This is a genomic window from Streptomyces sp. NPDC048258 (assembly GCF_043201995.1).
GTDB lineage: Bacteria > Actinomycetota > Actinomycetes > Streptomycetales > Streptomycetaceae > Streptomyces.
The window spans coordinates 321,639-346,033 of sequence record NZ_JBICZH010000004.1 but is presented as its reverse complement, the minus strand read 5'-3'; the positions used below and the strand labels follow the sequence as shown (position 1 = coordinate 346,033).

24 protein-coding genes are annotated in these 24,395 nt (G+C 73.9%); 15 read left to right on the top strand and 9 right to left on the bottom strand.

Annotation, left to right across the window (positions count from 1 at the left end):
* The first annotated feature begins 21 nt into the window (after positions 1 to 21).
* Positions 22 to 678, top strand: coding sequence for a class I SAM-dependent methyltransferase (locus ACGFYQ_RS12230; RefSeq protein ID WP_393742735.1), 657 nt, complete (start codon positions 22 to 24; stop codon positions 676 to 678).
* Between the two features lie 7 nt (positions 679 to 685).
* On the opposite strand, the gene ACGFYQ_RS12225 is transcribed toward ACGFYQ_RS12230, so the two are convergent.
* Positions 686 to 1,879: a cytochrome P450 gene (locus ACGFYQ_RS12225; RefSeq protein WP_393742733.1), complete on the bottom strand. Its 1,194-nt coding sequence runs from the start codon at positions 1,877 to 1,879 to the stop codon at positions 686 to 688.
* A 147-nt stretch (positions 1,880 to 2,026) separates the two neighbouring features.
* Here ACGFYQ_RS12225 and ACGFYQ_RS12220 point away from each other — a divergent pair, with 147 nt between their 5' ends.
* Positions 2,027 to 3,538, top strand: coding sequence for an FAD-binding oxidoreductase (locus ACGFYQ_RS12220; RefSeq protein WP_393742731.1), 1,512 nt, complete (start codon positions 2,027 to 2,029; stop codon positions 3,536 to 3,538).
* Here ACGFYQ_RS12220 and ACGFYQ_RS12215 read toward each other — a convergent pair.
* Complete coding sequence (locus ACGFYQ_RS12215; RefSeq protein ID WP_393742729.1) at positions 3,535 to 3,897, bottom strand: hypothetical protein; 363 nt, start codon at positions 3,895 to 3,897, stop codon at positions 3,535 to 3,537. The genes ACGFYQ_RS12220 and ACGFYQ_RS12215 overlap by 4 nt on opposite strands.
* Positions 3,898 to 4,012: 115 nt before the next feature.
* Between ACGFYQ_RS12215 and ACGFYQ_RS12210 the strand changes: the two genes are divergently transcribed.
* Positions 4,013 to 4,771: a trypsin-like peptidase domain-containing protein gene (locus ACGFYQ_RS12210; RefSeq protein WP_393742727.1), complete on the top strand. Its 759-nt coding sequence runs from the start codon at positions 4,013 to 4,015 to the stop codon at positions 4,769 to 4,771.
* On the opposite strand, the gene ACGFYQ_RS12205 is transcribed toward ACGFYQ_RS12210, so the two are convergent.
* The 3 genes from ACGFYQ_RS12205 to ACGFYQ_RS12195 form a co-directional block, all read right to left on the bottom strand.
* The gene (locus tag ACGFYQ_RS12205) at positions 4,725 to 5,117 is read right to left on the bottom strand and encodes a hypothetical protein (RefSeq protein WP_393742725.1); all 393 of its coding nucleotides are present in this window, start codon (positions 5,115 to 5,117) and stop codon (positions 4,725 to 4,727) included. The genes ACGFYQ_RS12210 and ACGFYQ_RS12205 overlap by 47 nt on opposite strands.
* Positions 5,118 to 5,333: 216 nt before the next feature.
* Positions 5,334 to 5,873, bottom strand: a complete 540-nt coding sequence (locus ACGFYQ_RS12200) for an HXXEE domain-containing protein (RefSeq protein ID WP_393742723.1) — start codon at positions 5,871 to 5,873, stop codon at positions 5,334 to 5,336.
* Positions 5,870 to 6,817: an AEC family transporter gene (locus ACGFYQ_RS12195; RefSeq protein ID WP_393742721.1), complete on the bottom strand. Its 948-nt coding sequence runs from the start codon at positions 6,815 to 6,817 to the stop codon at positions 5,870 to 5,872. Before ACGFYQ_RS12195 ends, ACGFYQ_RS12200 begins: the two co-directional genes overlap by 4 nt.
* Positions 6,818 to 7,039: 222 nt before the next feature.
* Here ACGFYQ_RS12195 and ACGFYQ_RS12190 point away from each other — a divergent pair, with 222 nt between their 5' ends.
* The 4 genes from ACGFYQ_RS12190 (at position 7,040) to ACGFYQ_RS12175 (ending at position 11,363) form a co-directional block, all read left to right on the top strand.
* Entirely contained in the window at positions 7,040 to 8,299 is a 1,260-nt protein-coding gene (locus ACGFYQ_RS12190) for a sensor histidine kinase (RefSeq protein ID WP_393743273.1), read from the top strand.
* The gene (locus tag ACGFYQ_RS12185; RefSeq protein ID WP_388553414.1) at positions 8,296 to 8,976 is read left to right on the top strand and encodes a response regulator; all 681 of its coding nucleotides are present in this window, start codon (positions 8,296 to 8,298) and stop codon (positions 8,974 to 8,976) included. The genes ACGFYQ_RS12190 and ACGFYQ_RS12185 overlap by 4 nt, the downstream gene beginning before the upstream one ends.
* 117 nt (positions 8,977 to 9,093) lie before the next feature.
* A complete protein-coding gene (locus ACGFYQ_RS12180; RefSeq protein ID WP_393742719.1) occupies positions 9,094 to 10,137 on the top strand; it encodes an alpha/beta hydrolase in 1,044 nt (347 codons plus the stop codon).
* Between the two features lie 2 nt (positions 10,138 to 10,139).
* Positions 10,140 to 11,363 carry an acyltransferase gene (locus ACGFYQ_RS12175; RefSeq protein WP_393743271.1) on the top strand — a complete coding sequence of 408 codons (1,224 nt, stop codon included), beginning with the start codon at positions 10,140 to 10,142 and terminating at the stop codon, positions 11,361 to 11,363.
* Positions 11,364 to 11,443: 80 nt separating this feature from the next.
* On the opposite strand, the gene ACGFYQ_RS12170 is transcribed toward ACGFYQ_RS12175, so the two are convergent.
* Positions 11,444 to 11,866 (bottom strand): DUF350 domain-containing protein, encoded by a 423-nt coding sequence (locus ACGFYQ_RS12170; protein WP_328929280.1) that lies wholly within the window; start codon positions 11,864 to 11,866, stop codon positions 11,444 to 11,446.
* A 95-nt stretch (positions 11,867 to 11,961) separates the two neighbouring features.
* On the opposite strand from ACGFYQ_RS12170, the gene ACGFYQ_RS12165 reads away from it, so the two are divergent.
* On the top strand, positions 11,962 to 13,839 hold the full coding sequence (locus ACGFYQ_RS12165; protein WP_393742716.1) for a GNAT family N-acetyltransferase: 1,878 nt from the start codon (positions 11,962 to 11,964) through the stop codon (positions 13,837 to 13,839).
* Here the strand turns inward: ACGFYQ_RS12165 and ACGFYQ_RS12160 are convergent.
* Positions 13,802 to 15,826 (bottom strand): AMP-binding protein, encoded by a 2,025-nt coding sequence (locus ACGFYQ_RS12160; RefSeq protein WP_393742714.1) that lies wholly within the window; start codon positions 15,824 to 15,826, stop codon positions 13,802 to 13,804. The two genes, ACGFYQ_RS12165 and ACGFYQ_RS12160, sit on opposite strands and share 38 nt — an antisense overlap.
* Before the next feature lie 139 nt (positions 15,827 to 15,965).
* Here ACGFYQ_RS12160 and ACGFYQ_RS12155 point away from each other — a divergent pair, with 139 nt between their 5' ends.
* From ACGFYQ_RS12155 to ACGFYQ_RS12140, 4 genes are read left to right on the top strand one after another with little or no spacing between them, the layout of a single operon-like run.
* Positions 15,966 to 17,879 (top strand): ABC transporter ATP-binding protein, encoded by a 1,914-nt coding sequence (locus ACGFYQ_RS12155; protein ID WP_393742712.1) that lies wholly within the window; start codon positions 15,966 to 15,968, stop codon positions 17,877 to 17,879.
* 7 nt (positions 17,880 to 17,886) lie between these two features.
* Positions 17,887 to 18,264, top strand: a complete 378-nt coding sequence (locus ACGFYQ_RS12150; protein ID WP_393742710.1) for a VOC family protein — start codon at positions 17,887 to 17,889, stop codon at positions 18,262 to 18,264.
* Between the two features lie 42 nt (positions 18,265 to 18,306).
* On the top strand, positions 18,307 to 19,380 hold the full coding sequence (locus ACGFYQ_RS12145; RefSeq protein ID WP_393742708.1) for a MerR family transcriptional regulator: 1,074 nt from the start codon (positions 18,307 to 18,309) through the stop codon (positions 19,378 to 19,380).
* 12 nt (positions 19,381 to 19,392) lie between these two features.
* Complete coding sequence (locus ACGFYQ_RS12140; RefSeq protein ID WP_393742707.1) at positions 19,393 to 20,040, top strand: hypothetical protein; 648 nt, start codon at positions 19,393 to 19,395, stop codon at positions 20,038 to 20,040.
* A gap of 11 nt (positions 20,041 to 20,051) precedes the next feature.
* On the opposite strand, the gene ACGFYQ_RS12135 is transcribed toward ACGFYQ_RS12140, so the two are convergent.
* The gene (locus ACGFYQ_RS12135; RefSeq protein WP_393742705.1) at positions 20,052 to 20,414 is read right to left on the bottom strand and encodes a hypothetical protein; all 363 of its coding nucleotides are present in this window, start codon (positions 20,412 to 20,414) and stop codon (positions 20,052 to 20,054) included.
* A gap of 201 nt (positions 20,415 to 20,615) precedes the next feature.
* Here ACGFYQ_RS12135 and ACGFYQ_RS12130 point away from each other — a divergent pair, with 201 nt between their 5' ends.
* Positions 20,616 to 21,500 carry a sigma-70 family RNA polymerase sigma factor gene (locus tag ACGFYQ_RS12130; RefSeq protein ID WP_393742703.1) on the top strand — a complete coding sequence of 295 codons (885 nt, stop codon included), beginning with the start codon at positions 20,616 to 20,618 and terminating at the stop codon, positions 21,498 to 21,500.
* Positions 21,501 to 21,609: 109 nt separating this feature from the next.
* Here the strand turns inward: ACGFYQ_RS12130 and ACGFYQ_RS12125 are convergent, their stop codons facing one another.
* Positions 21,610 to 22,320 carry a FadR/GntR family transcriptional regulator gene (locus ACGFYQ_RS12125; RefSeq protein WP_393742701.1) on the bottom strand — a complete coding sequence of 237 codons (711 nt, stop codon included), beginning with the start codon at positions 22,318 to 22,320 and terminating at the stop codon, positions 21,610 to 21,612.
* A 132-nt stretch (positions 22,321 to 22,452) separates the two neighbouring features.
* Here ACGFYQ_RS12125 and ACGFYQ_RS12120 point away from each other — a divergent pair, with 132 nt between their 5' ends.
* Both ACGFYQ_RS12120 and ACGFYQ_RS12115 read left to right on the top strand, forming a co-directional pair.
* A complete protein-coding gene (locus ACGFYQ_RS12120; RefSeq protein ID WP_393743269.1) occupies positions 22,453 to 22,983 on the top strand; it encodes a gluconokinase in 531 nt (176 codons plus the stop codon).
* A gap of 12 nt (positions 22,984 to 22,995) precedes the next feature.
* Positions 22,996 to 24,393: a gluconate:H+ symporter gene (locus ACGFYQ_RS12115; protein ID WP_393742699.1), complete on the top strand. Its 1,398-nt coding sequence runs from the start codon at positions 22,996 to 22,998 to the stop codon at positions 24,391 to 24,393.
* Positions 24,394 to 24,395 lie beyond the last annotated feature (2 nt).

The window sequence follows — 24,395 nt, the reverse complement described above, 5'->3', positions numbered from 1 at the left end:
GGAAGGCTACTGTTCAGGGGCATGACAGAGAAGACCCCTGACCTGAGCTCCGTACGGGCGTCCTACGACACCGTCGCCGTCGACTATGCCCGGCTGCTCGGCACGGAACTGTTCGGCAAGCCGCTGGACCGGGCCATGCTGGCCGCGTTCGCCGAGTACGTCCGCGGCGACCAGGCCGGCGGGGGCCGCGCCGTCGCGGACCTCGGCTGCGGTCCGGGCCGGGTGACGGCGCATCTGGACTCCCTCGGTGTACGGGCCTTCGGCGTCGACCTGTCCCCCGCGATGGTCGCGGTGGCCCGGCGGACGTATCCGGGGCTGCGCTTCGAAGTGGGCTCGATGGCCGCGCTGGACGTGGCGGACGGGGTACTCGGCGGGGTGCTGGCCTGGTACTCCACGGTGCACACCCCGCCGGGGGAACTGCCCGCGGTGTTCGCCGAGTTCGCGCGGGTGCTGGCCCCGGGCGGCTGCGTACTGATCGCCTTCAAGGCGGGCGACCGGAGGGTCCGGCTGGAGCACGCGTACGGGCATCCGGTCGACCTCGACGTGTACTGGACGCCGCCGGACCTGATCGCCGGGCTGCTGGGCGGAGCCGGCCTCGCCGAGGTGGGCCGCCTGGTGCGGGCACCCGACGCCCACGAGAAGGGTCCGCAGGGTTTCCTGCTCGCGCGCAAGGGCTGAACCCCGGTCACCAGCGCAGCGGAAGCCTGGTCACGCCCCGCATCAGGGTGCCCGGGAGCCAGTCGCGCGGGCCGGCGTCCGGGTCCTCGGCCAGGTCGGGGAAACGTTCCAGCAGGGCGCGGATCGCGATGCGCCCCTCCATGCGGGCCAGCGGCGCGCCGAGGCAGAAGTGGATGCCGTGGCCGAAGGCGAGATGGCTCGGCCCGGTGCGGCGGATGTCGAAGACGTCCGGGCCGGGCTCGTCGAAGCGGGCCGGGTCGCGGCCGGCCGCGGCGAGGCCGATCAGGACGGAGGAACCGGCCTCGATGACGGTGCCGCCGATCTCCAGGTCGGCGCGGGCGAAGCGGTACGTGGCGTGCTGCACCGGTCCGTCGTAGCGGAGCATCTCCTCCACCGCGCCGTCGATCAGCCCGTCCGGGTCGGCGCGCAGGGCCGCCAGCTGGTCGGGGTGCGCGAGCAGGGCCCGTACGCCGTTGCCGATCAGGTTCACGGTGGTCTCGTGCCCGGCGACCAGCAGCAGGAACGCCATCCCGATGAGCTCCTCCGGGGACAGCTGGTCGCCCTCCTCGTCCCGGGTCCGGATCAGCGCGCTGAGCAGGTCCTCGCCGGGGTCCGCGGCCTTGGCCTCGACGAGCTCGTACAGGTACGCGGTCATCTCCTCCATCACCCTGGGGTCCGGGTTGGCCGGGTCCAGCGGCGCCACGACCTCGCCGGACCAGTAGCGGAACCGCTCCTGGTCCAGGTCCGGTACGCCGAGGAGTTCACAGATGACGGTCATCGGCAGCGGGGCGGCGAAGGACCGGATCAGATCGGCCCGGCGGTCCGGTGCCGCGGCCATCGCGTCCAGCAGCTCGTCGGTGACCTGCTGGACGCGCGGGCGCAGGGCCTCGACCCGGCGCGAGGTGAACTCGCCGGCCACCAGACGGCGCAGCCGGGTGTGGTGGGGCGGATCCGAGTCCAGCATGTTGGTGGCGGCGGCGGTCACCGGCGTGTTCGCGAACAGCTCGGAGCCGAGCCAGTTCTTCGACAGGGCCGGGTGGGCCAGGGCCTGGCGGGCCTCGTCGTGGCCGACGATCAGCCAGGTGCGGTCGCCGCCGATGACGAGCCGGTGGACGGGCCCGACGGAGCGCAGCGCGGCGTAGAAGGGATAGGGGTCGGCGTTGAACGCTTCGGCGTGTGCGGTGATGTCCGTGAGAGGCATGGGGCGCAGCCTAAGGTGATCGCCGCCGGGACCGAACGGGATATATGAGAAGCCGGATCGTTTCGGCTGTGGGCCGTTCGGGGGTCAACCCGGCCTCTGTGGGCCCGCCTTCACGGAGATCGGCGCGGGCGGTGGGAGGAAGGAGGCATGAGCCTCCACCGGCGCCAGGTCCTGGGCAGCGCGGCCGCGGCCGTCCTCACCTCCCTCGGGGCGACCGTCCGCGCACCGGATTACGGCGCGCTCGCCCGCGGGATCGACGGGCGGGTGGTGCTCCCCGGCGACCGGGAGTACGCCGAGGCCCGGCAGTTGTTCCAACCCCGGTACGACGCCGTGGCTCCGGGGGCGGTGGCCTATCCCGCGCACGCCGACGACGTGGCCGCGTGCCTGGACTTCGCCCGGCGCTCCGCCGTGCCGGTGGTCGCGCGGGGCGGCGGGCACGGCTACGCCGGGTGGTCGACCCGCGCCGCCGGGCTGGTGGTGGACGCCGGGGCCATGGCCACGGTGGCGGTCGACGGGGACGGCGTACGGATCGGCGCGGGAGCCCGGCTCGGGGACGTGAACTCCGCCCTCGCCGGGCACGGGCGCGCCGTCCCGACCGGGCTGTGCCCTTCCGTCGGCATCGCCGGGCTCACCCTCGGCGGCGGGCTGGGACTGGCCGCCCGGGCTTACGGCACGACCGCCGACCGGCTCACCGGCGCCCGCGTGGTCACCCCCGACGGCGTCGTCCGCGAGGTCTCCGCCGACCGGGACGCCGAGCTGTTCTGGGCCCTGCGGGGCGGCGGGGGCGGCAACTTCGGGGTGGTCACCGAATTCCGCTTCCGCACCCACCCGGTGGGCGACTGCGCCTTCGCCGAACTCCACTGGCCCGACGCCGACTCGGCGGCCGTACTGCGCGGCTGGCAGCGCTGGCTGGCCGGGCTTCCGGACCCGTTCTGGAGCCAGGTGGAGTTCACGGTCGAAGCCGGAGCCACCGCGCCGCCCCCGGCGGTCCGGGTGGTGTGCCTCGACGGGCGCCGCGAGCTGGACCGGCAGTTGACCCGGCTGTCGGACCTGGTCGGCCGGCCGGTGAGGGACAGCTGGACGGTCGTACGGAGTCACGGGGACACCGTACGGGCCATGTCGGGCTGCCTGGAGCGGACCGCGGAGCAGTGCCGGCTGCCGGGCACCCTGCCCGGCCGGGACCCGCGGGGCCTGCTGAGCCGGGAGTCGTACGCGGCGCGCTCCGACTTCTGGACGGGCGCCGGGCTGCCGGACGCGGCGGTCGGCGCCGTACTGGCCGCCGTCCGGCGCTACGGCTCCGCAGTCCCGCGCGGCGGCCTCGGGGTGGTGCAGTTCGACGGGGTCTGCGGTGGCGCCGTGAACCGGATCGCGGCCGCCGACACCGCCTTCGTCCACCGCGACAGCGCTTTCCTCGCCCAGTACCTCGCCTACTGGCCCGGGTCCGCGACGGCTGCCGAGGTCGCCCGGCACCAGGGCTGGCTCGACGGGCTCTGGCAGGACCTGCGCCCCTGGGCGAGCGGCCGCGCGTACCAGAACTACACCGACCCGAAGCTCGACGGCTGGCGCGAGGCCTACTACGGCCCGAACCTCGCCCGCCTGGAACAGGTCCGCCGCACCTACGACCCCGACCGCCTCTTCCGCTTCCCCCAGGCCCTCTAGGAGTCCCCCATGCGACGTACGTTGACCATCGCCGCCGCGGCGGCCGCGCTGCTGCTGGCTGCCGGGCCGCTGCCCGTCGCCGAGGCGGGCGGCACCGTGCGGGCGGCCGTGGGCCGCTGGTCCGCCCGGGACGCGCAGTCCTTCTGGACCGCCGAGCGGATGGCCTCGGCCGTCCCGATGCCCCCGGCGGAGCCCGCGCCGCCGGCACCGGCGGCGACCCCGTCCCCGGTGGCGGGGGAAGCGCAGGCCCCGGCCGCGGTCCCGGCCGCCGTCGCGTCCGGGACCCCCGCCGGGACCCCGTCGGCCCCGGCAGCGGTCCCGAGTCCCACACCGACGCCCACGCCGACGCCCGTGCTCACGCCCACTCCCACTCCCACTCCCACTCCCACTCCCACTCCCACTCCCACTCCCACTCCCACTCCCACTCCCACTCCCACTCCCACTCCGGCCCCGGTCCCGATCCCCACCCCGATCGTGAGACCGGTACCCGCGCGCCCCGCCGCCGTGGGTCCCGGCGTCGGACAGGACTTCGGCGGCGTCCCGGTCGTCGGCCGGATGTTCGCGGTCAAGGGCGGCGGGGCCTACTTCTGCACCGCGAGCGTGGTCGCCTCCCCCGGGCGCAACCTGGTGCTCAGCGCGGCGCACTGCCTGCTCGGCTCCGACACCCAGCAGGTGGCCTTCGTACCGCTGTACACGCGCGCGAACCCGCAGCCGTACGGGATGTTCCCGGTCCTGCGGGACAGGGCCGGACGCTCCAAGATCTGGATCGACCGGCGCTACCGGTCCCAGGGCCCCGACCGCGCGGCCACCCTCGACGTGGCCTTCGCCCAGGTGGGGCCGGACGCCCACGGGTTCCCGGTGCAGGACGTGGTCGGCGGGAACCGCCTGGTCACCGGCTCCGGTTACGCCCACGCGCTGGTCACGCTGATCGGGTACCCGGCCTCCGCCGCCCGCCCGCGCCTGTGCGTCAACCGGACGACGAAGTTCACCAGCGCCGACACCCGGATCCCCGGATCGTTCCTGCGGATCGCCTGCACGGGCTATCCCGGCGGGACCAGCGGCGGCCCCTTCCTGACCCGCGTCGACGCGCGGACCGGGACCGGTGACGTGGTCGGGGTCATCGGCGGCTGGAAGACGGGCGGGGACACCGCCGACACCTCCTACAGCTCCTACTTCGGCACGGCCGTCAGGAAGTTGTACGAGAAGGCGGTTGCCGGGGCGAAGGCGGGGTGAGCACCCGGACCCAGCGGGTCCGGCGCGGGTTGCCGACCGTGCGCGGGGTCGCCGGGAGCCCGGCAGCGGTCAGCGGGTCGGCGGGCGCGAGGCCGAGTGTGCGGCGCAGTTCGGCGAGGGCGGTGTGGACGGGCGCGAGCACGACCTCGGCGCCGGGGTCGAGGTACGCGAGGGCGTGCGCGGTGGTCTCGATCGCCTCGGCGGCGTCCTCGGCGGCGGCCCGGCTCCACCCTCCGGGCACCCCGGTCCCCCAGGGCGCGACGCTGTCGTAGAGGTGGCAGGCGGCATCGGCCACGGCGTCGGCCCGTTCCCCGACGCCCGGCGCCGCGATGGTCGGCAGTTCCATACCGGGTCAACGAGCCGATCCCGCCGGGGGGTACGAGCGGAAGCGTCCGACGGGTTCCTAGCAGTGCTTTGTCGGGTCTGGGCTTCGGCCCCCGGCGCCCTCACTCGGCGGCGCCGGGCTATGCCCGCGACCTGCGGCTGAGGGCGTCGGCCCGCCGCTGCCAAAGCGCCAGCCCCGTCGCATCGCCCCTGGTCAGCGGAACCCGACAAAGCACTACTAGGGGGTGTCTTGCCGGCGGATCCGCCGGGCCACCGCGTGCGAGACGGCGGTGGCCGCGCCGGCGAGCGCCAGGCCGCGGGCCATGTCCCGCGGCCGCGTGGTCCGCAGGACCCCGCCGCGGCGCAGCCGGCCGCGCGCCCACAGGGTGAACGGGACCACGAGCAGCGGCGAGGTGACCACCCCGGGCGTGTAGCCGCGGGTGGCGGCGGCCTGCGCGAGGTGGACGAGCCCGTGCAGGCCGAAGCCGTTCAGGGAGGCCTGGTAGAAGGCCGAGCGCCCGCCGGTGCGGTACCCGTCGGCGGAGGCGGCCGCGACGACGAGCCCCATGACGCCGACGGCGGTGGCGAACTCGCGCCCGTCCACGGCTTCGAGGCGCCGCCACACCCGGTCGGGTACCCGGGGGTGGCGCTCGCGCAGGGCGGGGACCCGCGTACGGGTCCAGCGCTCCATGGTGGCCATTTCTTCGAGGTCGTGCACGGCCCACGCGGCCAGCAGGCCGAACGTGACGGCGCCGCGCGATATCGGCGATGCGTTCATGAGGCAACAGTCTGCAGCCACACCGGCAGCAGCAGGAGGGAAACGACCGAACTCTTGATCACGACGGACGCGGAGAGCGCGACGCCCACGTCGTAGCGCTGGGCGAAGATGAACAGGTTCTGCGGGGTCGGCATCGCGGCGATCAGGACGAGGTACGCGAGCCACTCGCCCCGGACCCCGAACACCGCCCCGCACACCGCCCAGGTCAACAGGGGGAAGGCCAGGCACTTGAAGCCGATGAGGGCCAGCTCCTCGCGCGTGGTGCCCCGCAGGTCCAGGCCGACACCGCCCAGGTGGAGGCCGAGGGCGAACAGGGCCACCGGGGAGGCGCTGTCCCCGACGAAGGCGGCTCCGTCCAAGACCACCGCCGGGACATGCACCGACAGCAGGTTGAGCACGATGCCCGCGTTGCAGGCGAGGACCAGCGGCGTGGCGAGCGAGGCGCCGACCGCGCGGGCCAGGCGCCGGCCCGGGCCGCCCGTGTCGGGGCCGGCCCGGCCCAGTTCCATCAGGGAGATGACGACCAGGGACAGGACGCACACCTGGAAGAGCAGGATCGGGAAGATCGGGGCCGCCGTCCCGAACACGGTGATGAAGACGGGGACGGCGAAGTAGGCGGTGTTCACCTGGACCCCGGCCATCACGCGCAGCGCGACGGCGCGGGGCTCCCGTGTCCCGTGGGCCACGGCCGCCACGGCGACGACGGCCACCGCGAGCGCCGCCGCACCGGCGTAGCCGCCGATCGCCTGCCAGTCGAAGAGGGCCGCGAGATCGCCGGCGTAGATGTTGCCGAACAGGTAGCAGGGAACGGCGAAGAGGAAGGCGTAGTCGGAAAAGGCCTTCGAGGCCTCGGCCGGGACGATCTTGCGGCGGGCGAGCAGCACCCCGCCGCCGAAGGCCAGGATCACCGGCACGAGCTTCTCCAGCGCGGCTGCCCCACCCATGTGTACCGGCTCCCCGAGATCGACCGGGCAGCAGCCTACCTCCAGGCCGTGTCCGGGCTCGGTGGCGCATAGGCTGGACCGATCATGAGCGACAGAGCCCGCACCCGACTGCTCGGCCGGACCCGCGAACTCCTCCGTGTCCGCCGGACCCGCGAACGCGCCCCCGAAGGGCCTTCCGCCGGTGCCCGGGTGCCCAGCGCGCTGGCGCAGCTCGCCGTGGTGATGCGCACGCCCGCCCGGGCGGCGCAGCCCTTGTTCGCGCAGGCGCCCAAGGCCTGGCAGCGGATGCTGCCGTTCGCGGTCGTCGGCGTCTTCGTGGTGACCCTGCTCCCGGTGACGATCGCGGTGCTGGCCAACGACTACGCCCTGGGCGGCGGCTGGGCGGGCGCGCTGGGGGTGGCGCAGACCGTGCCGCTGCTGCTCGCCGTGACCCGCCCGCTGCACGCGTGGGGCGTGGTCCTGGTCGCGGACACGATCGGCGGGTTGCTGCTGATCCACGCCGACAGGGTGGCCGGGCACGCCTGGCCCTGGACGCCGATGGCCATCGTCGGGTACCTGGTGCTGATGGCCTGCCTGGGGCTGCGCGAGTCCATCCGGACCCTGGTCGGGGTGTGGCTGGTGACCGGCGGGGTCGGGGCCGTGCTGGGCTTCTTCCAGCCGGCGGACACCATGAACACCGCCGCGCTGCTCTTCGTGCTCGGCGGGGTGATGCTGGCGCTGACGGGCGCGCTGCGCGGGCTGGGCGACGCGCAGCAGCGCATCGCCGAGCAGGAGAGCATCAGCGAGGCTGAGCGGGCCCGGCGGACGCTGCTGGAGGAACGGGCCCGGATCGCCCGGGAGTTGCACGATGTGGTGGCCCACCACATGTCGGTCATCACCGTCCAGGCCGACTCCGCGCCGTACCGGCTGCCGGGCATGGCGGAGCCGGTGCGGGAGGAGTTCGCCGCGATCGCGGCCAGTGCGCGCGAGTCGCTGGGAGAGATGCGGCGGCTGCTGACCGTCCTGCGCGGGGACGGCGCCAACGGCGGCGCGGACGGCGAGCGGGCCCCGCAGCCGGGGATCGACCGGCTGCAGCAGCTGGTGGAGGCGACCGTACGGGCCGGACAGCCGGTGGAGTTGTCCCTGGCGGCGGGGGCGGCCGGGGCGGCGCCGCCAGCCGTGGACCTGTCGGCGTACCGGATCGTGCAGGAGGCCCTCGCCAACGTGGTGCGGCACGCGCCCGGGGCGCGGACCAGGGTGTCGGTGACCGTGGACGAGGACGAGGTCCTCGTGCTCGTGGTCAACGGTCCGGCCCGGGACGCCGTGGTGGCGCTGGAGAGTTCGGGCACGGGGCACGGCCTGGTGGGGATGCGGGAGCGCGTACGGTTGACCGGCGGGACGCTGGACACGGGTCCGCTGCCCGACGGCGGCTTCCGGGTCGCGGCCCGCCTGCCCCTGAACGCCCCGGGCGAGACGACCCATTCGAACGAGGAGGGCAGTTGACCATCCGCGTGATCATCGTCGACGACCAGGCCATGGTGCGGGCGGGGTTCGCCGCACTGCTGTCGGCGCAGGCCGACATCGATGTGGTGGGCGAGGCTCCCGACGGGCGCCAGGGGGTGCAGGTGTCCCGCACCACGCACCCCGACGTGGTGCTGATGGACGTGCGGATGCCGGAGATGGACGGGCTCACGGCGGCCCGGGAGATCCTCGACCCGCCGCCCGGGGTGGTGCACCGGCCGAAGGTGCTGATGCTGACCACCTTCGACATCGACGACTACGTGTACGAGGCGCTGCGCGCGGGCGCCTCCGGGTTCCTGCTGAAGGACGCCCCGCCGGCCGATCTGATCGCGGCGGTACGGGTCGTCGCGTCGGGCGAGGCGCTGCTGGCGCCGTCGGTGACCCGGCGGCTGATCGCGGACTTCGTCCAGCAGCGGCCGGCGCCGCGCAAGGACCCGGCGCTGCGGCTGAACGGGCTCACCCCGCGTGAGACCGAGGTACTGGAGCTCATCGCGCGCGGGCTGTCCAACCAGGAGATCGCAGGCCATCTGGTGCTGGCGGAGCAGACGGTCAAGACGCACATCGGGCGGGTGCTGGGCAAGCTCGACCTGCGGGACCGGGCCCAGGCCGTGATCTTCGCGTACGAGGCGGGGCTGGTCCGCCCGGGCGACGCCGGCTGACCCTCTTCTCCTCCACCCCCTACCGGGGTATGACGTCCGGGTTGGCTCCCCGGTCCGACGTCTCCGCGGGTACCTCCTTCCTACCTTCCTCCTCGTCACGAGGAGAGGAGAAGGGGCATGCGCCGCTTCGGAAGGACGATGGTCACGGCCGCGCTGGCGCTGGCCGTCGTCGGGGGGACCGCGGGATGGGCCTCCGGCGACAGCCAGCGGGCGGTCACCGGGCCGCCGCCCGGCACCGCCGCCTGGCGGGCCGATACGGCGTCCGGCCGGGCGCTGCCCGACCCGGCGAGCGCGACACCGCGCGAGGTGGCCCGGTTCTTCGCCGGGCTGGACGAGGCCGCGCGGCGGGAACTCGTACGCTCCCACCCGCTGGTCGTGGGCAACCTGGACGGGGCGCCGCTCCGCCTGCGGTACGAGGCCAACCGGATCGCCGTCGCCGCCACGGGTGAGGCCCGCTACGCCTCGCTCGGTGCGCCGGACCGGCAGATCCTGGCCTTCGACCCGCGCGGCCGGGGCCAGGTCGCCGAGGTGTTCGGGGAACTGGAGCACGCGGCGCACGTCTCCGTGATCGTGCCGGGCTCGGACAACGACGCCACCCACCACGACGCCCGGCGCAAGCCCGCCACCGGTCCGGCCGGGATGGCCCGGGCGCTGCGCGCCGCGGCCGGCGACTCCACCGCGGTGATCGCCTGGACCGGATACACCACCCCGGTCGGGGTCGGCCTGGACGCGGCCGACGGCCGGCTGGCCGAGGCCGGGGCGGTCCGCCTGGCCCGGTTCACCGCGGGGCTCGACGCGGTCGGCGCGCCCGATCCGGTGCTGTTCTGCCACAGCTACGGCTCGGTGGTCTGCGGGCTGGCGGCCCGGCACACGGACGCCGTCGACGTCGTGGCCTTCGGCTCCCCCGGCATGCGCGCCGGCACCGCGGCCGGGCTGCGCACCGGTGCCCGGGTGTGGGCGGCCCGGGGGCCCTCCGACTGGATCGCCGACGTGCCGAACGTCGAGTTCGCCGGGATCGGCCACGGCGCCGACCCCACCTCCGCGGCATTCGGCGCCCGCCGGGTGCCCGCCGCCGACGTGCAGGGCCACACCGGCTACTTCGCGCCCGGCACCCGGTCCCTGGCGGCCTTCGCCGCGATCGCGAACGGAGAGCTCCGATGACGATGCCGCGCACGCTCACGACGCTGAAGCGGACCGCCGACCGGATCGAGCGGCAGACCCCCGCCCACCGCGACCGCGCGGTCGACGGGCTGCGCGCCCTGGCGCTGCTGGCCGTGCCGACCGGACACTGGCTGCTCGGCGGGTTCACCCTCGACTCCGACGGCGGCCTGCACAACGCCAGCCCGCTGTCGGCCTTCGGCGGGCTGGCCCCGGCGAGCTGGGTGCTCCAGATGCTCGGCATCTTCTTCCTGGTCGGCGGGTACGCCTCGGTGCTCTCCTTCCAGCGCCGCAAGGGGTCGGTGGGCACGTGGCTGAAGGGCCGCGTCGTGCGGCTGGGGCGGCCCGTGCTCGGGGTGACGGCGGTGTGGGCGCTGGCCGCGCCGGTGCTGTACGCGGCCGGGGTGCCGGAGGCGACGCTGCGGACCGGGGCGACGCTGGTGATCCAGCCGCTGTGGTTCGTCGGGGTGTACGTGGTGGTCACCGCGCTGACCCCGTACTGCGTGAAGGCGGCGCGCCGCCTCGGTGGCTGGGCGGCGGCTCCGCTGATCGGGTCGGTCTCCGTGGTGGACTTCCTGCGGTACGGACCACTCGCCGACTCGGTGCCGTCGTGGCTGTCCCTGCTCAACATCCTGCCGGGGTGGCTGTTCGCGTACCAGCTGGGCGTGAGCTGGGGCGAGGGGCGGATCGGGCGGCGCGGAGCCCGGCTGCTGCTGGTCGGCGGGACGGTGCTGTTCGCGGCGCTGTTGGTGGTCTTCCACTATCCGGCGTCGATGGTGGGTGTGCCGGGTGCGGCGCGGACCAACTCCCACCCGCCGTCGCTGCTCGTACTGGCCCTGGCGGCGGCCCAGTCGGGCGCGGCGATCCTGCTGCGCGACCGGCTGGCGCGGCTGCTGGCCCGGCCTGCTCTCTGGGCGCCGGTGGTCGTGATCAACCTGTGTGCGATGACGATCCTGTGCTGGCACCAGACGGCCATGCTGGCCGCGGCCGTTCCCGGCTCGTTCGTGGGTGAGCTGGCGGGGCTGACGACGGCGCCGGACAGTCTGGGCTGGATCGCGGCGCGGCTGGCGTGGATGCCGGTGTTCGCGGCGCTGCTGGTGGGCATCGCCCGGTACGCGCGGCGGTTCGAGGGTCCGCCGGTGGAGGGCCGCAGGGCCACGGCGGTGCGGCGGACCGTGGCGGGGCTGCTCGCGGCGGGGTTCGCGGTGTTCGCGCTGGGCCTGGCGTAAGCACCGGAGTACGACGAGAGCGCCGCTCCCCGGTGGGAGCGGCGCTCTCGTCGCGTACGGGCGCCAGGCCGGTCAGGACCTCAGGCGATCGAGGCCGCCACGATCGCGGCCACGGCGAGGTTGCAGGAGGCGGTGACCCAGACCGCGGGGTGGGGCTCCGGGTCGACGACGATCGCGCCAAGCTTGCCCGGGGTCACCAGGTCGAGCACCAGGAAGGCCACCGCCATCAGGACCAGGCCGAGCACCCCGAAGGCCGCGGTGGAGAGCAGGCCCTTGCCGAAGTCGTCGTAGGTGGTCCAGATCGAGGTGAAGACGATGCCGCCAATGCCGAGCAGCGCGGAACTGAGCAGGAGGGCGGCATTGCGGTTGCGCTCCTCCCAGATCTGCTTCGGAAGCTTCCCGGGCGTCAGCACGTCCACGAGGACGATGCCGAGGATGAGCAGCACCAGGCCGAGGGCGCCGAAGGCGCTGGTGCGGCCAAGACCGTTGATGATGTCGCTCATTGAGAAGCCTGTCTCCGCGTGGGTGGGAAAGGATGTGCCGTGGGGAGGCCGAATCTATCTCACGGCTTTGGCGCAGACCATGGGGAGGCCAGGAAATGGCAAAGGTCAGGGCCGCGCGGCCAGCCGAGGCGGAGGCGTTGACGGCGCTGGTGATGCGGTCCAAGGCGTACTGGGGGTACGGGCCGGAGTTCCTGGCCTCCTGCGCGGAGGAACTGCGGATCCGACCCGGTGACGTGACGGCCCGCCGGATCGTGGTGGCCGAGGACGGGCGGGGGACGGTGCTCGGGCTCGCCTCCCTGGACGGTTCCGCCCCGCTCGCCTCACTGGGGCTGCTGTTCGTGGAACCCTCGGCCATCGGCCGGGGTGTGGGGCGGCTGCTGTACCGGGACGCGCTGCGCCGGGCCGTGGAGCTGGGGGTGCGACGGCTGGTGATCGAGGCCGATCCGCACGCCGCCGGGTTCTACCGGGCGATGGGGGCTGTGGCGGGGGTGGCAGGGGTGTCAGGGGTGTCAGGGGTGGCCGCGCCGGGTGGCCCCGAGGCGCTGGTGCGATTCGAGGTGGCTCCCGTCCCGCTCGCCGGCTGGGCGCGGGCGTGGACCGGGGGCGGGCGGGCCGTGCACGTGGGCAACGTCGCCGAGTTCAACGCGCAGTTCGCCGACGCCTCCCTGGACCGGGAGCAGCGGGCCGCGCACGACTACGCCTGTCTGGCCGCCTTCTACAGCCCGGAACCGGCGGTGCTGGTGCTGCCCCGGGCGGTGCCGCGGGGCTGGACCGAGCTGGTCTGCCGCCAGCTCGGCTGGGCGGAGGTGGAGGTGTACGACGGCCTGGTGGAGCGGGGACCGGGCCTGTCGGATGCCGTACGGGCCCGGCCGGCGCTGGCCGCGCTGCTGACCGGGGCCGGGCTGCCCCTCGTACCGTGGGGGCGGACGCGGCCGTTCGGACTGCTGGCGGACCGGCCGTGGCGGGAAGGGGAGCTGCGGTACGAGTCGAAGTCCGCGGCGCACGAGCTGTTCGCCCGGATCCTGGCGGGCGGCGGCCATCCCGGGATCGTGCTGCCCGCGCAGTGGCGGGCCGGCTCCCGGTGGGCGGCGGTCCGCCTCGTCGCGGCCCGGGCCAAGGCGGGCGAGAGCACGGTTCTGAAATCGGAGCACGGTGTCGGGGGTTCGGGCACCACCGTGCTCACGCCCGGTGAGGTCCGGGCGGCGGGCGGGGCCCGCGCCGTCCTGCGGCGGCTGCCGCGCGGGCCGCTGCTGGTGGAGGAGTTCATCGGCAGCCCCGCGGACGGCCACGACCCGGCGGGGGACGACGGCCCGCGGGACCTCACGTACGACGGGTTCGTGGACGCCGAGGGCCGGTTGCACGAGGCCGGCGCGGCGCTCATGGACGTGCGGGACGGCTGCTACCGGGGGGCGACGGCGGGCCCCGGGGCGGTGCCCGGGTGGGCCGAGAAGCCGCTGCTGGCCTTCGGGGAGGCGGTGGGCCGGGAGTTGGCGGCCTCCGGCTACCGGGGCTGGTTCGACGTGGACTTCGTCACCGACGGCACGGGGCGGCTCGCGCCGACCGAGACGAACCTGCGGCTCACCGGGCCGTCGATCGCCTTCATGGTGGCGGCCCGGCTCGACGCGCTGCGCGGCGCGGGTCACCTCGTACGGATCGCCGACCGGGTGGAGCTGGGCGCCCGCCTGCCCGAGGCGCAACTGGACGAGCTGTGCGCGGCCCTGGCCCGGGACTGCGCGGAGCTCGGGGCGGTGTTCGTCCCCGCGATCCCGACGGGCGCCTTCGATCCGGCGCCCTGGCTGGGCGTGCTGGTGGGTGCGCACAGCAGGGAGGTGCTGGACGCGGCCGAGGCGCTGGTGCGGGCGCGGGCCCTGGCGGTCGGGGCCGGGTTCGGCCCGCCGGAGCCCGAGCCGGAGCGTCGGCCCGAGCGCGGACCGGTCAGTCGTGGAAGTCGAAGGGATCGGCCGGTTTGCTGACGACGTAGGCGGCGGCGATGACGCCCGCGATCATCAGGGGGATGTTGAAGGCGTAGACGAGCGCGGCCTGCCGCGGCCAGTCCTGTTTGGCGGCCAGCCGGTAGAAGTTGTCCTGCGGCCACCAGGCCAACAGCAGGTAGGCCACCGCCAGATGGGCGGCCGCGGTGAGGCGGCGGTCCCGGCGCTGGCGCAGCATCCGGGCGCGGCCGCCGAACAGGAAGACCACCCCGACGCCGAAGGCGACGCACTCGAACAGGTAGAGGACGGAGAAGAGGAACGCCCAGGGCTGCGGCACGCCGGAGACGTCGGTCGATCCGGGCCAGAGGAGGTTCGTGAGGATCAGGGCGACGAAGCCCAGTGCCACTCCCCCGCAGCCGCCCGCGCAGGAGGCCGGGACTTCGCCGCTGCCCGTGGCGGCCCCGTACTTGCCGGACCCGGACTTGCTCCCGGCGCGACGCGCCGCGGCGGAGACGGGCAGGATGGGCAGCGGCAGCGCGGCCCGGTCCTCCTGGCCCGCCCGGTTGCGGGGCAGGGTGCGCAGCCGGATCACGGTGCGCGGAGTCTCCTCCTTGAGCACCTTCCCCGCCAGGTGGTCGCGCAGCTCCTCGATGTCCGGCAGCGAAGCGCCCGGGGGCCACGACGGTCCGCCGGGCGGCGGTGCCACGTACGCGACGAGCCGCCGCGGTCCGCGGAGGTCGTCGACCCCGTTCACGATCACCGCGCCGACGCCCTCGTGGCCGCGGATCGCGGATTCGATGGCGTACGGGTCGATCGTGCGGCCGTCGGACAGGGTGATCCGGTCCCGCATCCGGCCGTCGAACTCCAGCAGCCCGTCCTCGCGGAGCAGGCCGAGATCGCCGGTGGGTATCGCGTCACCGCCGTCCTGCGGGACGAGGCGGATCTCCCGGTCGCGCACCTCTACGCGGCAGCCGGGAAACGGGGTGCCGAGCAGGGAGACCTCTTCCGGGTCGTCGAGCGGGCCGGGCAGCTGCGGCAGTTCGAACCAGGTGCCGGTGCCCGCGGTTTCCGCGAGGCCGTAGACGTTGAGTACCCGCGCACCGGGCCGGAGCCGGATCTGCAGGGTCGCCTGCTCGTCGAGGTAGAGCCGGTCGCCCGAGACGGCGAGCAGCCGCAGCGACCGGAACGCGGGGTCTGTCGCGCGGCGCGCCTTCGGGATGCCGGCCCGCGGCTCCGCGTCCGGGGTCAGCAGACCGACGGCGCCGGCCGGATCGGTGTGCAGGACGGTGACGCGCTCGGTCTCGACCGCCGCGGGAATGTCCTCCGCCGTCCAGGGGGAGCGCGGGGAGAGGACGAGGGCGCCGCCCGAGCACAAGGCCCGGGTCCAGCCCGCGGCGAAGGCGGTGACATCCGGCCTGGCCGTGATCAGGTGCCGGTCCTGCGGGGTCAGCCGGGCCACCTCGGCCCAGCCCTCGTAGGCGGCGAGCAGCAGACCGTGGCCGACGCGGACGGCACGCGGCTCGGCCGCCCCGGTGAACAGGACGGCCGCGGTGCGGCCGGGTGCCGGGGCCGTCGGCGGCTCGGCGGGCTGTTCGGCGATCGCGGCGGCCTCCGCACCGAGCCGGATCACCCGCAGGCCGCTGCCGTTGTCGAGGGCCGCCTGGTGGGCGCCGTGGGTGAGCAGGACGAAGGGCTGGGCCGCGGTGAGCTGCCGCTGCCCGGTGCGCGGGGTCTCGACGTCGATGACGGTGTAGACCCCGCCGGCTTTGAGGACGGCGAGGAGGGCGACGACCAACTCGGCCTGCCGGGCGGTGCCGACGGCGACGAGGCCGCCGGGCGGCAGTCCGGAGGCGAGCAGACGGTGCGCCAGCCGGTTGGCCCGCGTGTCGAGTTGCCCGTAGGTGAGGCTCTCCGAGCCGAGGACGAGCGCGGGGGCCCCTGGGGTGTCGCGCGCCCACTGCTCGAAGCGGTGCAGGACGGTGTCGGTGGTGCTCTTGCCGAAGCGTACGGACTCGGATCCCTGCGTCATGGACCGATGATGCCACCGGGCACCGACAGTGGACGAGAGACGTGAAAATCCCTCATATGGACGGGAGTTGGAGACCGGGAGAGCGGGGTCCGACCGAAAGCTTGACCTCGACCTTGGTTGAGGTCCTAGCGTTTCGGCCATGGACATGGAAGTCACCGCTTGGACATCGCTGCACAGCGCGATCAACGCGCAGCAGGACCGTCGCCCGATCTCCCGGGCGAGCCTGCGCCGGGTCGCCGCCTTCGCCCGCCCGCACCGCCGCGGGCTCACCCTCTTCCTGCTGCTCAGCGTGGTCACCGCGCTGCTGGCGGTGGCCACCCCGGTGCTCGCCAGCCGTGTCGTCGACGCCATCGTGGGCGGCCGGGACAGCGGCACGGTCACCCGTCTCGCCCTCCTCATCGCGCTGATCGCGGTCGCCGAGGCGGGCCTGGGACTGCTGACCCGCCGGCTGTCGGCCACCCTCGGGGAGGGGCTGATCCTCGACCTGCGGACGGCGGTCTTCGACCACGTGCAGCGGATGCCGGTCGCCTTCTTCACCCGGACCCGGACCGGGGCCCTGGTCAGCCGCCTCAACAACGATGTGATCGGCGCCCAGCGGGCGTTCAGCAACACCCTGTCCGGGGTGGCCGCCAACACCGTGACCCTGCTGCTGACCCTCGCCGTGATGCTGAGCATCTCCTGGCAGATCACCCTGCTGGCGCTGGTGCTGCTGCCGGTGTTCGTCCTGCCGGCCCGCCGGATGGGGGCGCGGATGGCGGCCATGCAGCGGGAGGCCTCGGCGCTGAACGCCGCGATGGGGACCCAGATGACCGAGCGGTTCTCCGCTCCCGGCGCGACCCTGGTCAAGCTGTTCGGGCGGCCCGCCGACGAGTCCGCGGAGTTCGCGGCCCGGGCGGCCCGGGTGCGGGACATCGGGATCCGCACGGCGATGGCCCAGTCGGCCTTCATCACCGCCCTCACCCTGGTCTCGGCGCTGGCCCTCGCCCTGGTCTACGGGCTCGGCGGGTACTACGCCCTGCGCGGGACCCTGGACGCCGGCTCCGTCGTCGCCCTCGCTCTCCTCCTGACCCGGCTCTACGCTCCGCTGACCGCGCTCGCCGGCGCCCGCGTCGAGGTGATGAGCGCGCTGGTGAGCTTCGAGCGGGTCTTCGAGATCCTCGACCTGAAGCCGCTCATCACGCAGAAGCCCGACGCCCGCACGGTGCCGGACGGGCCGGTGTCCGTGGAGTTCGACCGGGTCTCCTTCGGCTACCCGTCCGCCGACAAGGTCTCGCTCGCCTCCCTGGAGGAGGTCGCCGCCCTCGACGCCCGGGGCGGAACGCAGGTGCTGCACGAGGTGTCGTTCCGCGCCGAGCCCGGCCGGATGATCGCGCTGGTCGGCTCGTCCGGCGCCGGCAAGTCGACCATCGCGCAGCTGCTGCCGCGGCTGTACGACGCCGACGCGGGCGCCGTCCGGATCGGCGGGGTCGACGTACGGGACCTCACGGCCGACTCGATCCGCGAGACGCTCGGCATGGTCACCCAGGACGGGCACCTCTTCCACGAGTCGGTCCGCGCCAACCTGCTGCTGGCCCGGCCCGGAGCCTCCGAGGAGGAGATCTGGGAGGCCTTGCGACGGTCCCGTCTGGACGGTCTCGTCGCCTCGCTGCCGGACGGGCTGGACACGGTCGTCGGGGAGCGCGGCTACCGCCTGTCGGGCGGGGAGCGGCAGCGGCTGACCATCGCGCGGCTGTTGCTGGCCCGGCAGCGGGTGGTGATCCTCGACGAGGCCACCGCGCACCTGGACTCCACCTCGGAGGCCGCGGTGCAGGAGGCGCTGGGAGAAGCCCTGGCGGGGCGGACCGCGGTGGTGATCGCGCACCGGCTGTCGACCGTACAGGCGGCGGATCTGATCCTGGTGGTCGAGGACGGCCGGATCGTGGAACGCGGCACGCACACCGAGCTGCTGGCGGCGGGCGGCCGGTACGAGGAGCTGTACCGCACCCAGTTCGCGGCGGCGGACACGCCCGCCGACGTGGCGTCGGGCGGCGCGGCCCCGGTGTCGGGAGCATGATGCTGTGATGGACATCAAGCTGGAACTCGTCGCCGTCCCCGTCACCGATGTCGACCGGGCCAAGGCCTTCTACGAGAAGCTCGGCTTCAACGCCGACCACGACGTCACCGTCAGCGAGGACATCCGCTTCGTCCAGCTGACCCCGCCGGGATCGGCCTGTTCGATCGCGATCGGCAAGGGGCTGACCCGGATGACCCCGGGATCGCTGGACAACATGCAGGTCGTCGTCACCGACATCGAGGAGGCGTACGAGGACCTGCGCGGCCGGGGCGTCGAGGTGACGGAGATCCAGGACCTCCCCTGGGGCTCCTTCGTCTACTTCTCCGACCCGGACGGCAACGGCTGGGCGGTCCAGCAGACCACGCCCCGCAAGGCGGCCGACTAGCTTGTTGACCTTCAAGTGGGATGAAAGTCGACAATCACACGCATGGACGGCACATCTGAACCTGAACTGATGAGCATCAGCGCGTTCGCCCGGCGGGTCGGACTCGCGCCGAGCGCCCTGCGCTTCTACGACGACTGCCGCGTGCTCCTGCCCGCTCACGTGGACGGCGCCACCGGCTACCGCTTCTACTCCCCCGCGCAGGAGCCGCGGGCCGGGCTCCTGCGCGGTCTGCGGGAGGCGGGGCTGTCCCTGGCGGACGTGGTCGCCGTACTCGACGGGCCGCCGGACCGGGCCCGGGAGGTACTGGAGCGGCACCGGGCGGCGGCCCGCGAGCGCGGCCGGGCCGCCGACGCGGCGATCGGGGCGGTGCTCGGCTCGCTGCCGGGAGGGCCGCCCGTCACCGAGTTCACCCTCGGCGGGGCCGAACTGGCCGGCGCGGTCCGGCAGGTCGCACCCGCCGCCGGGCGCGATCCCGACCACCCCGTACTGGGCTGTGTACTCGTGGAGTTCGAGGAGGACGAGGTCCGGTTCGTGGCCACCGACCGCTACCGGCTCTCGCTGCGCACCCTGCGGCCCGCCGCCCTGACCGGCCCCGCGGGCCGGCTGCTGATCGACGCGGACACGCTGGTCGGCCTCGGGCCGTGGGCCGCCCGGGCCGCCGAGGTGACATTGGTCGCGGGGCCCGCCGGTACCCCGCTCACGCTGCGGCACCCGGGCGGCGCCCGCGAAGTGGCGGTGACCGCCGGGGAGTACCCCGCCTACCGGGACATGCTCGGCGCGATGACGGCTCCCCGGCACCGGGTGGTCGTGGACCGGGCCGCGCTGCTCGCCGCCCTGGACCGCTGCGGGGACACCCCGGCCGTCGCCGTCGAACTGGGCCGGGACCGGCTGCTGGTGGCGGACACCGCCCTGCCCGCGCTGCGCGCGGAGGACGAGCCGGTGCGCATCGGCTTCGACCCGGCGGTGCTCGCCCCCGCCCTGGAGGCGAGCGTCGGGCCCGACGTCCTGCTGGAGGTCTCGGCGCCGCCGCAGCCGGTCCTGGTCCGCTCCGCCGACCAGGGCAGCTTCACCACACTCGTCATGCCCGTCGCGCTCCCGCCCGCGCACCGATCCTGAAGGACACCCACCGTGAATCCGGACCAGAACGTCGTCCAGCTGTGCACCCAGGGCATGGCCGCCGAGACCGAGGGGCGGAACGCCGAAGCCATGGGCCTCTTCCGCCAGGCGTGGGACACCGCGGGCGACGACTACGAGGCCTGCGTCGCCGCGCACTACCTCGCCCGGCACCAGCCGACGCCCGAGGCCACCCTCCGGTGGAACCTGACCTGCCTGGAACTCGCCGACCGGGTGGGCGACGAGAGGGTACGCGGCTTCTACCCCTCCCTGCACGGCACGATCGGCCGCGCCCATCTCGGCCTCGGGCGGCCGGCCGAAGCCCGGCCCCACTTCGAGGCGGCCGCCGACCGGCTGGCCGACGTACCGCCCGGCCCGTACGCCGACTGGCTGCGGCTGTGCGTCGCGCGCGGCCTGCGCGCCACCGACCCGGAGCCCGGCTCCGACGCCGACCCCCTGCGGCCGCTGCTGGCCCGCCTGTGCGAACGGGCCGATCTGGAGGCCCTGAGCCTGCTGCTGCCCCCGTACACCGGCAACCTCCGCCGTCCCGAGGACGAGGAGCGGCTCACCGCCGCCCTGCGCATGCTGCACGCCGAGCGGCGTCTCCCCGATGCCGATCAGGCGGTCCTGAGCGAGGTGATCGGCCTGCGGGCGAAGGCCTGACCCCGCGCCGCTCAGCTCTCCACGGCGACGGTGGCGGCGGCCGCGTGGTGGTGGTCGAGCTCCCAGGAGTGGTGCTTGAACTCGTGGCGGAAGTCGGCGTGGTCCTCCCACTGGCGGGCGATGCCGCGCAGGACGTCCCAGTTGTGCTCCACCGACTGGTCGATGACGCGGCGCGTGGCCGGCTCGGCCGACTCCCGCTTCTCGATGAGGCCCTTGACGGCGGAGGCCTCCAGGACGGCGTTGCGCAGCGCGCGCAGCGCACGGGAGGTGTCGTCCATCCCGAAGCCGTACTCGCTGCCCGTCTCCGCGTCGAACAGCGGGGTGAGCCGCGCCTCGATGAAGGCGGTGATCCGCTCGAAGTGCTGCGCGTCCATCGGGGGCTCCTTCTCCTGCCGGACCACGATGCGGTACCCGGCGTCTCCAGTGCTTCAGCTGTGCACCGCCATTATCCAGCAGCCCCTTGTCCACGTCGGGACCGGCGTGGGACACCGGGACAGCGGCCCCAACTCCCCGCTCACCGTGGCGTTTTCCCGATGATCTATGTTGAGGGCCGCCACGGGGAAGGGATGTGACAGGTGGACGACAGTTCATGGCTGACGGAACGCTTCGAGGAGCACCGCTCCCATCTGAGAGCGGTGTCCTACCGGATGCTCGGCTCGCTCAGCGAGGCCGATGACGCCGTCCAGGAAGCGTGGCTGCGCCTCAACCGCTCGGACACCGGCGACATCGAGAACCTCGGAGGCTGGCTGACCACGGTCGTGGCGCGCGTGTGCCTGAACATGCTGCGCGCCCGCGAGTCCCGGCGCGAGGACTCCATGGAGACGTATGCCACCGACCCGGTCGTCAGCCGCGAGGACACCGTCGACCCCGAGCAGGAGGCCGTGCTGGCCGACTCGGTCGGGCTGGCACTGCTGGTGGTGCTCGACAAGCTGACGCCGGCCGAGCGGCTCGCGTTCGTGCTGCACGACCTGTTCGCGGTGCCGTTCGACGAGATCGCCCCGATGATCGACCGCTCCCCGGCCGCGACCCGGCAGCTCGCGAGCCGTGCCCGCCGCCGGGTGAAGGGGACGCCGCTGGTACCCCAAGCCGATCTGAGCCGCCAGCGCCGCGTCGTGGACGCCTTCCTGGCCGCGACCCGCGGCGGGAACTTCGACGCGCTGGTCGCGCTGCTCGACCCGGACGTGGTGCTGCGGGCCGACAAGGCCGTCGTACCCACCCCCGCCCCCCTCCTCATCACCGGCGCCGTCACCGTCGCCAAGGGCGCGATGGCGGCCATGCAGCGGGCGCGGTCCACGCAGCCGGCTCTGGTCGACGGCGTCGTGGGCCTGGCGATGGCTCCGCTGGGACGGCTGTTCCTGGTGCTCTCCTTCACGATCGAGGACGGACTGATCACCGGGATCGACGTGATCGCGGAACCGGATCGCCTGAGCGAGCTCGAGATCGCCGCTCTCGACGCCTGACCGGTCGAGGACCATCGCGGTGTCCGCCTCCGCCCTTGAGGCACGAGGCGGGCACCGCCCGCCGCCCGCCGCCCGCCGCCTGCGGCTTGCGGCTTGCCGCCGGCCGTGCCTACGGGGCGAGTACGTCCAGCTCCTCCAGGGCGCCCACCGCGATCTGCCGGGTCAGCGCCTCGGCGCGGGCCGCGTCGCCCTCCCGTACCGCCTCGGCCACCTGGACATGCAGGGTGACCGCCGCCGGGTCGGGATCGTGGAACATCACCGCGTGCTCGGTACGCCCGGTCAGCACCTCGGCGACCACGTCCCCGAGGCGGGCGAACATCTCGTTGCCGGAGGCGTTCAGTACGACGCGGTGGAAGGCGATGTCGTGGCGCAGATAGCCGTCGAGCTGGTGGCCCCGTGAGGTGCTGACCATGCCGAGGGCCGTCTCGGTGAGCTCGGCGCACTGCTCGGGGGTGGCCCGGACCGCCGCGAGCCCGGCCGCGACCGGCTCGATCGCGGACCTCAGCACGGTGAGGGAGCGCAGCTGGCGGGGACGGTCCGCGCCGGCCAGCCGCCAGCGGATGACACGCGGGTCGTAGACGTTCCACTCGTCGGTGGGGCGCACGGTGACCCCGACCCGCCGACGGGACTCGACCAGGTGCATCGACTCCAGCACGCGGACGACCTCGCGCACCACCGTGCGGGAGGCGTCGAAGCGTTCGGCGATCTCGTCCGTGCGCAGCACGCTGCCCGGCGGGTACTCCCCCGCCGTGATCGCGAGCCCGAGGGTGTCCAGCACGTGGGAGTGGAGCCCCTGTCCAGGACTGCCGTCGGTGGTCATGGCGTAAGCGTACGGTGACGCCCAGGCGAACAAAAGATGCGACGTTTCCCGCCAAGCCCTTGAATAAGTACTACTTAATGCGCTTCAGTGGTGCCCGCACGGACCGACGTCGACGAGGACAGCGAGGTAGGCGTGAGCACCCAGCGCGTCATTGTGGTGATGGGCGTGGCCGGCACGGGCAAGACGACCGTGGGGCGGCTGCTCGCGGAGGCGCTGACCCTTCCGTACGCCGAGGGCGACTTCTACCATCCCGCGGCCAACGTCGCGAAGATGTCGGCCGGCATCCCGCTGGACGACGCGGACCGGTGGCCGTGGCTCGACGCCGTCGGCGACTGGATCCGCGGCCGGGCCGGGCTCGGCGGCGGCGTGGTCTCGGCCTCGGCGCTCAAGCGCGTCTACCGCGACCGGCTGCGCGCCGCGGCCCCCAGGGCGGTGTTCGTCCACCTGACCGGTGAACGCCCGCTGATCGAGCGGCGGATGGCGGAGCGCACGGGCCACTTCATGCCCGCCACCCTGCTGGACTCGCAGTTCGCCACGCTGGAACCGCTCCAGGAGGACGAGGCCGGCGTCGTCGTCGACGTGTCCGGTTCCCCCGGAGAAATCACCGAACGGGCGCTGATCGCCCTGCGTCGGCTCCCCATACCCGAGACACCCGAGAACTGAGGAAACGTCACCGTGACCAGTCTCAGCGCCGAGACTCTGGCAGCGGCCGGCACCGGACCGATCACCTCGGCCGGAAACGCCCAGCTGGGGATCGCCGTCCTCGCGGGCATCGCCGTCATCGTCCTGCTCATCACCCGCCTCAAGCTGCACGCCTTCCTGGCGCTGACGGTCGGCTCGCTGGCCCTGGGGGTCTTCGCCGGCGCGCCCCCGGCCAAGACGATCTCCAGCTTCACCGCCGGACTCGGCGCCACGGTCGCCGGTGTGGGCGTACTCATCGCGCTCGGTGCCATCCTCGGCAGACTGCTGGCGGACTCGGGCGGCGCGGACGAGATCGTCGACACGATCCTCGCCCGGGCCAAGGGCCGGGCCATGCCGTGGGCCATGGTGCTGATCGCCTCCGTGATCGGGCTGCCGCTCTTCTTCGAGGTCGGCATCGTCCTGCTGATCCCGGTGGTGCTGCTGGTGGCCAAGCGCGGCAACTACTCCCTGATGCGGATCGGCATCCCGGCGCTGGCAGGCCTGTCCGTGATGCACGGACTGATCCCGCCCCACCCCGGGCCGCTCGTCGCCATCGACGCGCTCCACGCGAACCTGGGCGTCACCCTCGCCCTCGGTGTGCTCGTCGCCGTCCCGACCGTGATCATCGCCGGGCCGCTGTTCTCCAGGTACGCGGCGCGGTGGGTGGACATCCCGGCACCCGAGAACATGATCGTGCAGCAGCCTCCGGCGGGGCCGGAGCACCGTCCCCGGTTCGGGGCCACCGTCTTCACCGTGCTGCTGCCGGTGGTGCTGATGCTGGTCAAGGCCTTGGTCGACATCGTTGTCAACGACCCCGCCGACCCGGTGCAGCGCGTCACCGACGTCGCGGGCTCCCCGCTGATCGCGCTGCTCGCGGCGGTGCTGGTGGGCATGTTCACCCTGGGCCGGGCGGCGGGCTTCACCAAGGAGCGCCTGTCCACGACGGTCGAGAAGTCCCTGGCCCCGATCGCCGGCATCCTGCTGATCGTCGGTGCGGGAGGCGGCTTCAAGCAGACCCTGATCGACGCCGGTGTCGGCCAGATGATCCTGGAGGTGTCGAAGGACTGGGCCGTTCCCACCCTGTTGCTGGCCTGGCTGATCGCCGTCGCCATCCGCCTCGCCACGGGCTCGGCGACGGTGGCGACGATCTCGGCGGCCGGACTGGTGACCCCGCTGGCCGCCGGCATGTCCACCACCGGGACGGCACTGCTGGTCCTCGCCATCGGAGCGGGCTCGCTGTTCTTCAGCCACGTCAACGACGCCGGATTCTGGCTCGTCAAGGAGTACTTCGGAATGACCGTCGGCCAGACCCTGAAGACCTGGTCGGTGATGGAGACCATCATCTCGGTGGTCGGCCTGGGCTTCGTCCTGCTGCTGTCACTGGTCCTGTAGGT

Coding starts and splice junctions, on each gene's coding strand:
- ACGFYQ_RS12230 (WP_393742735.1), top strand. CDS start 22: ATGACAGAGAAGACCCCTGACCTGAGCTCCGTACGGGCGTCCTACGAC.
- ACGFYQ_RS12225 (WP_393742733.1), bottom strand. CDS start 1,879: ATGCCTCTCACGGACATCACCGCACACGCCGAAGCGTTCAACGCCGAC.
- ACGFYQ_RS12220 (WP_393742731.1), top strand. CDS start 2,027: ATGAGCCTCCACCGGCGCCAGGTCCTGGGCAGCGCGGCCGCGGCCGTC.
- ACGFYQ_RS12205 (WP_393742725.1), bottom strand. CDS start 5,117: ATGGAACTGCCGACCATCGCGGCGCCGGGCGTCGGGGAACGGGCCGAC.
- ACGFYQ_RS12200 (WP_393742723.1), bottom strand. CDS start 5,873: ATGAACGCATCGCCGATATCGCGCGGCGCCGTCACGTTCGGCCTGCTG.
- ACGFYQ_RS12195 (WP_393742721.1), bottom strand. CDS start 6,817: ATGGGTGGGGCAGCCGCGCTGGAGAAGCTCGTGCCGGTGATCCTGGCC.
- ACGFYQ_RS12190 (WP_393743273.1), top strand. CDS start 7,040: ATGCGCACGCCCGCCCGGGCGGCGCAGCCCTTGTTCGCGCAGGCGCCC.
- ACGFYQ_RS12180 (WP_393742719.1), top strand. CDS start 9,094: ATGCGCCGCTTCGGAAGGACGATGGTCACGGCCGCGCTGGCGCTGGCC.
- ACGFYQ_RS12175 (WP_393743271.1), top strand. CDS start 10,140: ATGCCGCGCACGCTCACGACGCTGAAGCGGACCGCCGACCGGATCGAG.
- ACGFYQ_RS12170 (WP_328929280.1), bottom strand. CDS start 11,866: ATGAGCGACATCATCAACGGTCTTGGCCGCACCAGCGCCTTCGGCGCC.
- ACGFYQ_RS12165 (WP_393742716.1), top strand. CDS start 11,962: ATGGCAAAGGTCAGGGCCGCGCGGCCAGCCGAGGCGGAGGCGTTGACG.
- ACGFYQ_RS12160 (WP_393742714.1), bottom strand. CDS start 15,826: ATGACGCAGGGATCCGAGTCCGTACGCTTCGGCAAGAGCACCACCGAC.
- ACGFYQ_RS12155 (WP_393742712.1), top strand. CDS start 15,966: ATGGACATGGAAGTCACCGCTTGGACATCGCTGCACAGCGCGATCAAC.
- ACGFYQ_RS12150 (WP_393742710.1), top strand. CDS start 17,887: ATGGACATCAAGCTGGAACTCGTCGCCGTCCCCGTCACCGATGTCGAC.
- ACGFYQ_RS12145 (WP_393742708.1), top strand. CDS start 18,307: ATGGACGGCACATCTGAACCTGAACTGATGAGCATCAGCGCGTTCGCC.
- ACGFYQ_RS12135 (WP_393742705.1), bottom strand. CDS start 20,414: ATGGACGCGCAGCACTTCGAGCGGATCACCGCCTTCATCGAGGCGCGG.
- ACGFYQ_RS12125 (WP_393742701.1), bottom strand. CDS start 22,320: ATGACCACCGACGGCAGTCCTGGACAGGGGCTCCACTCCCACGTGCTG.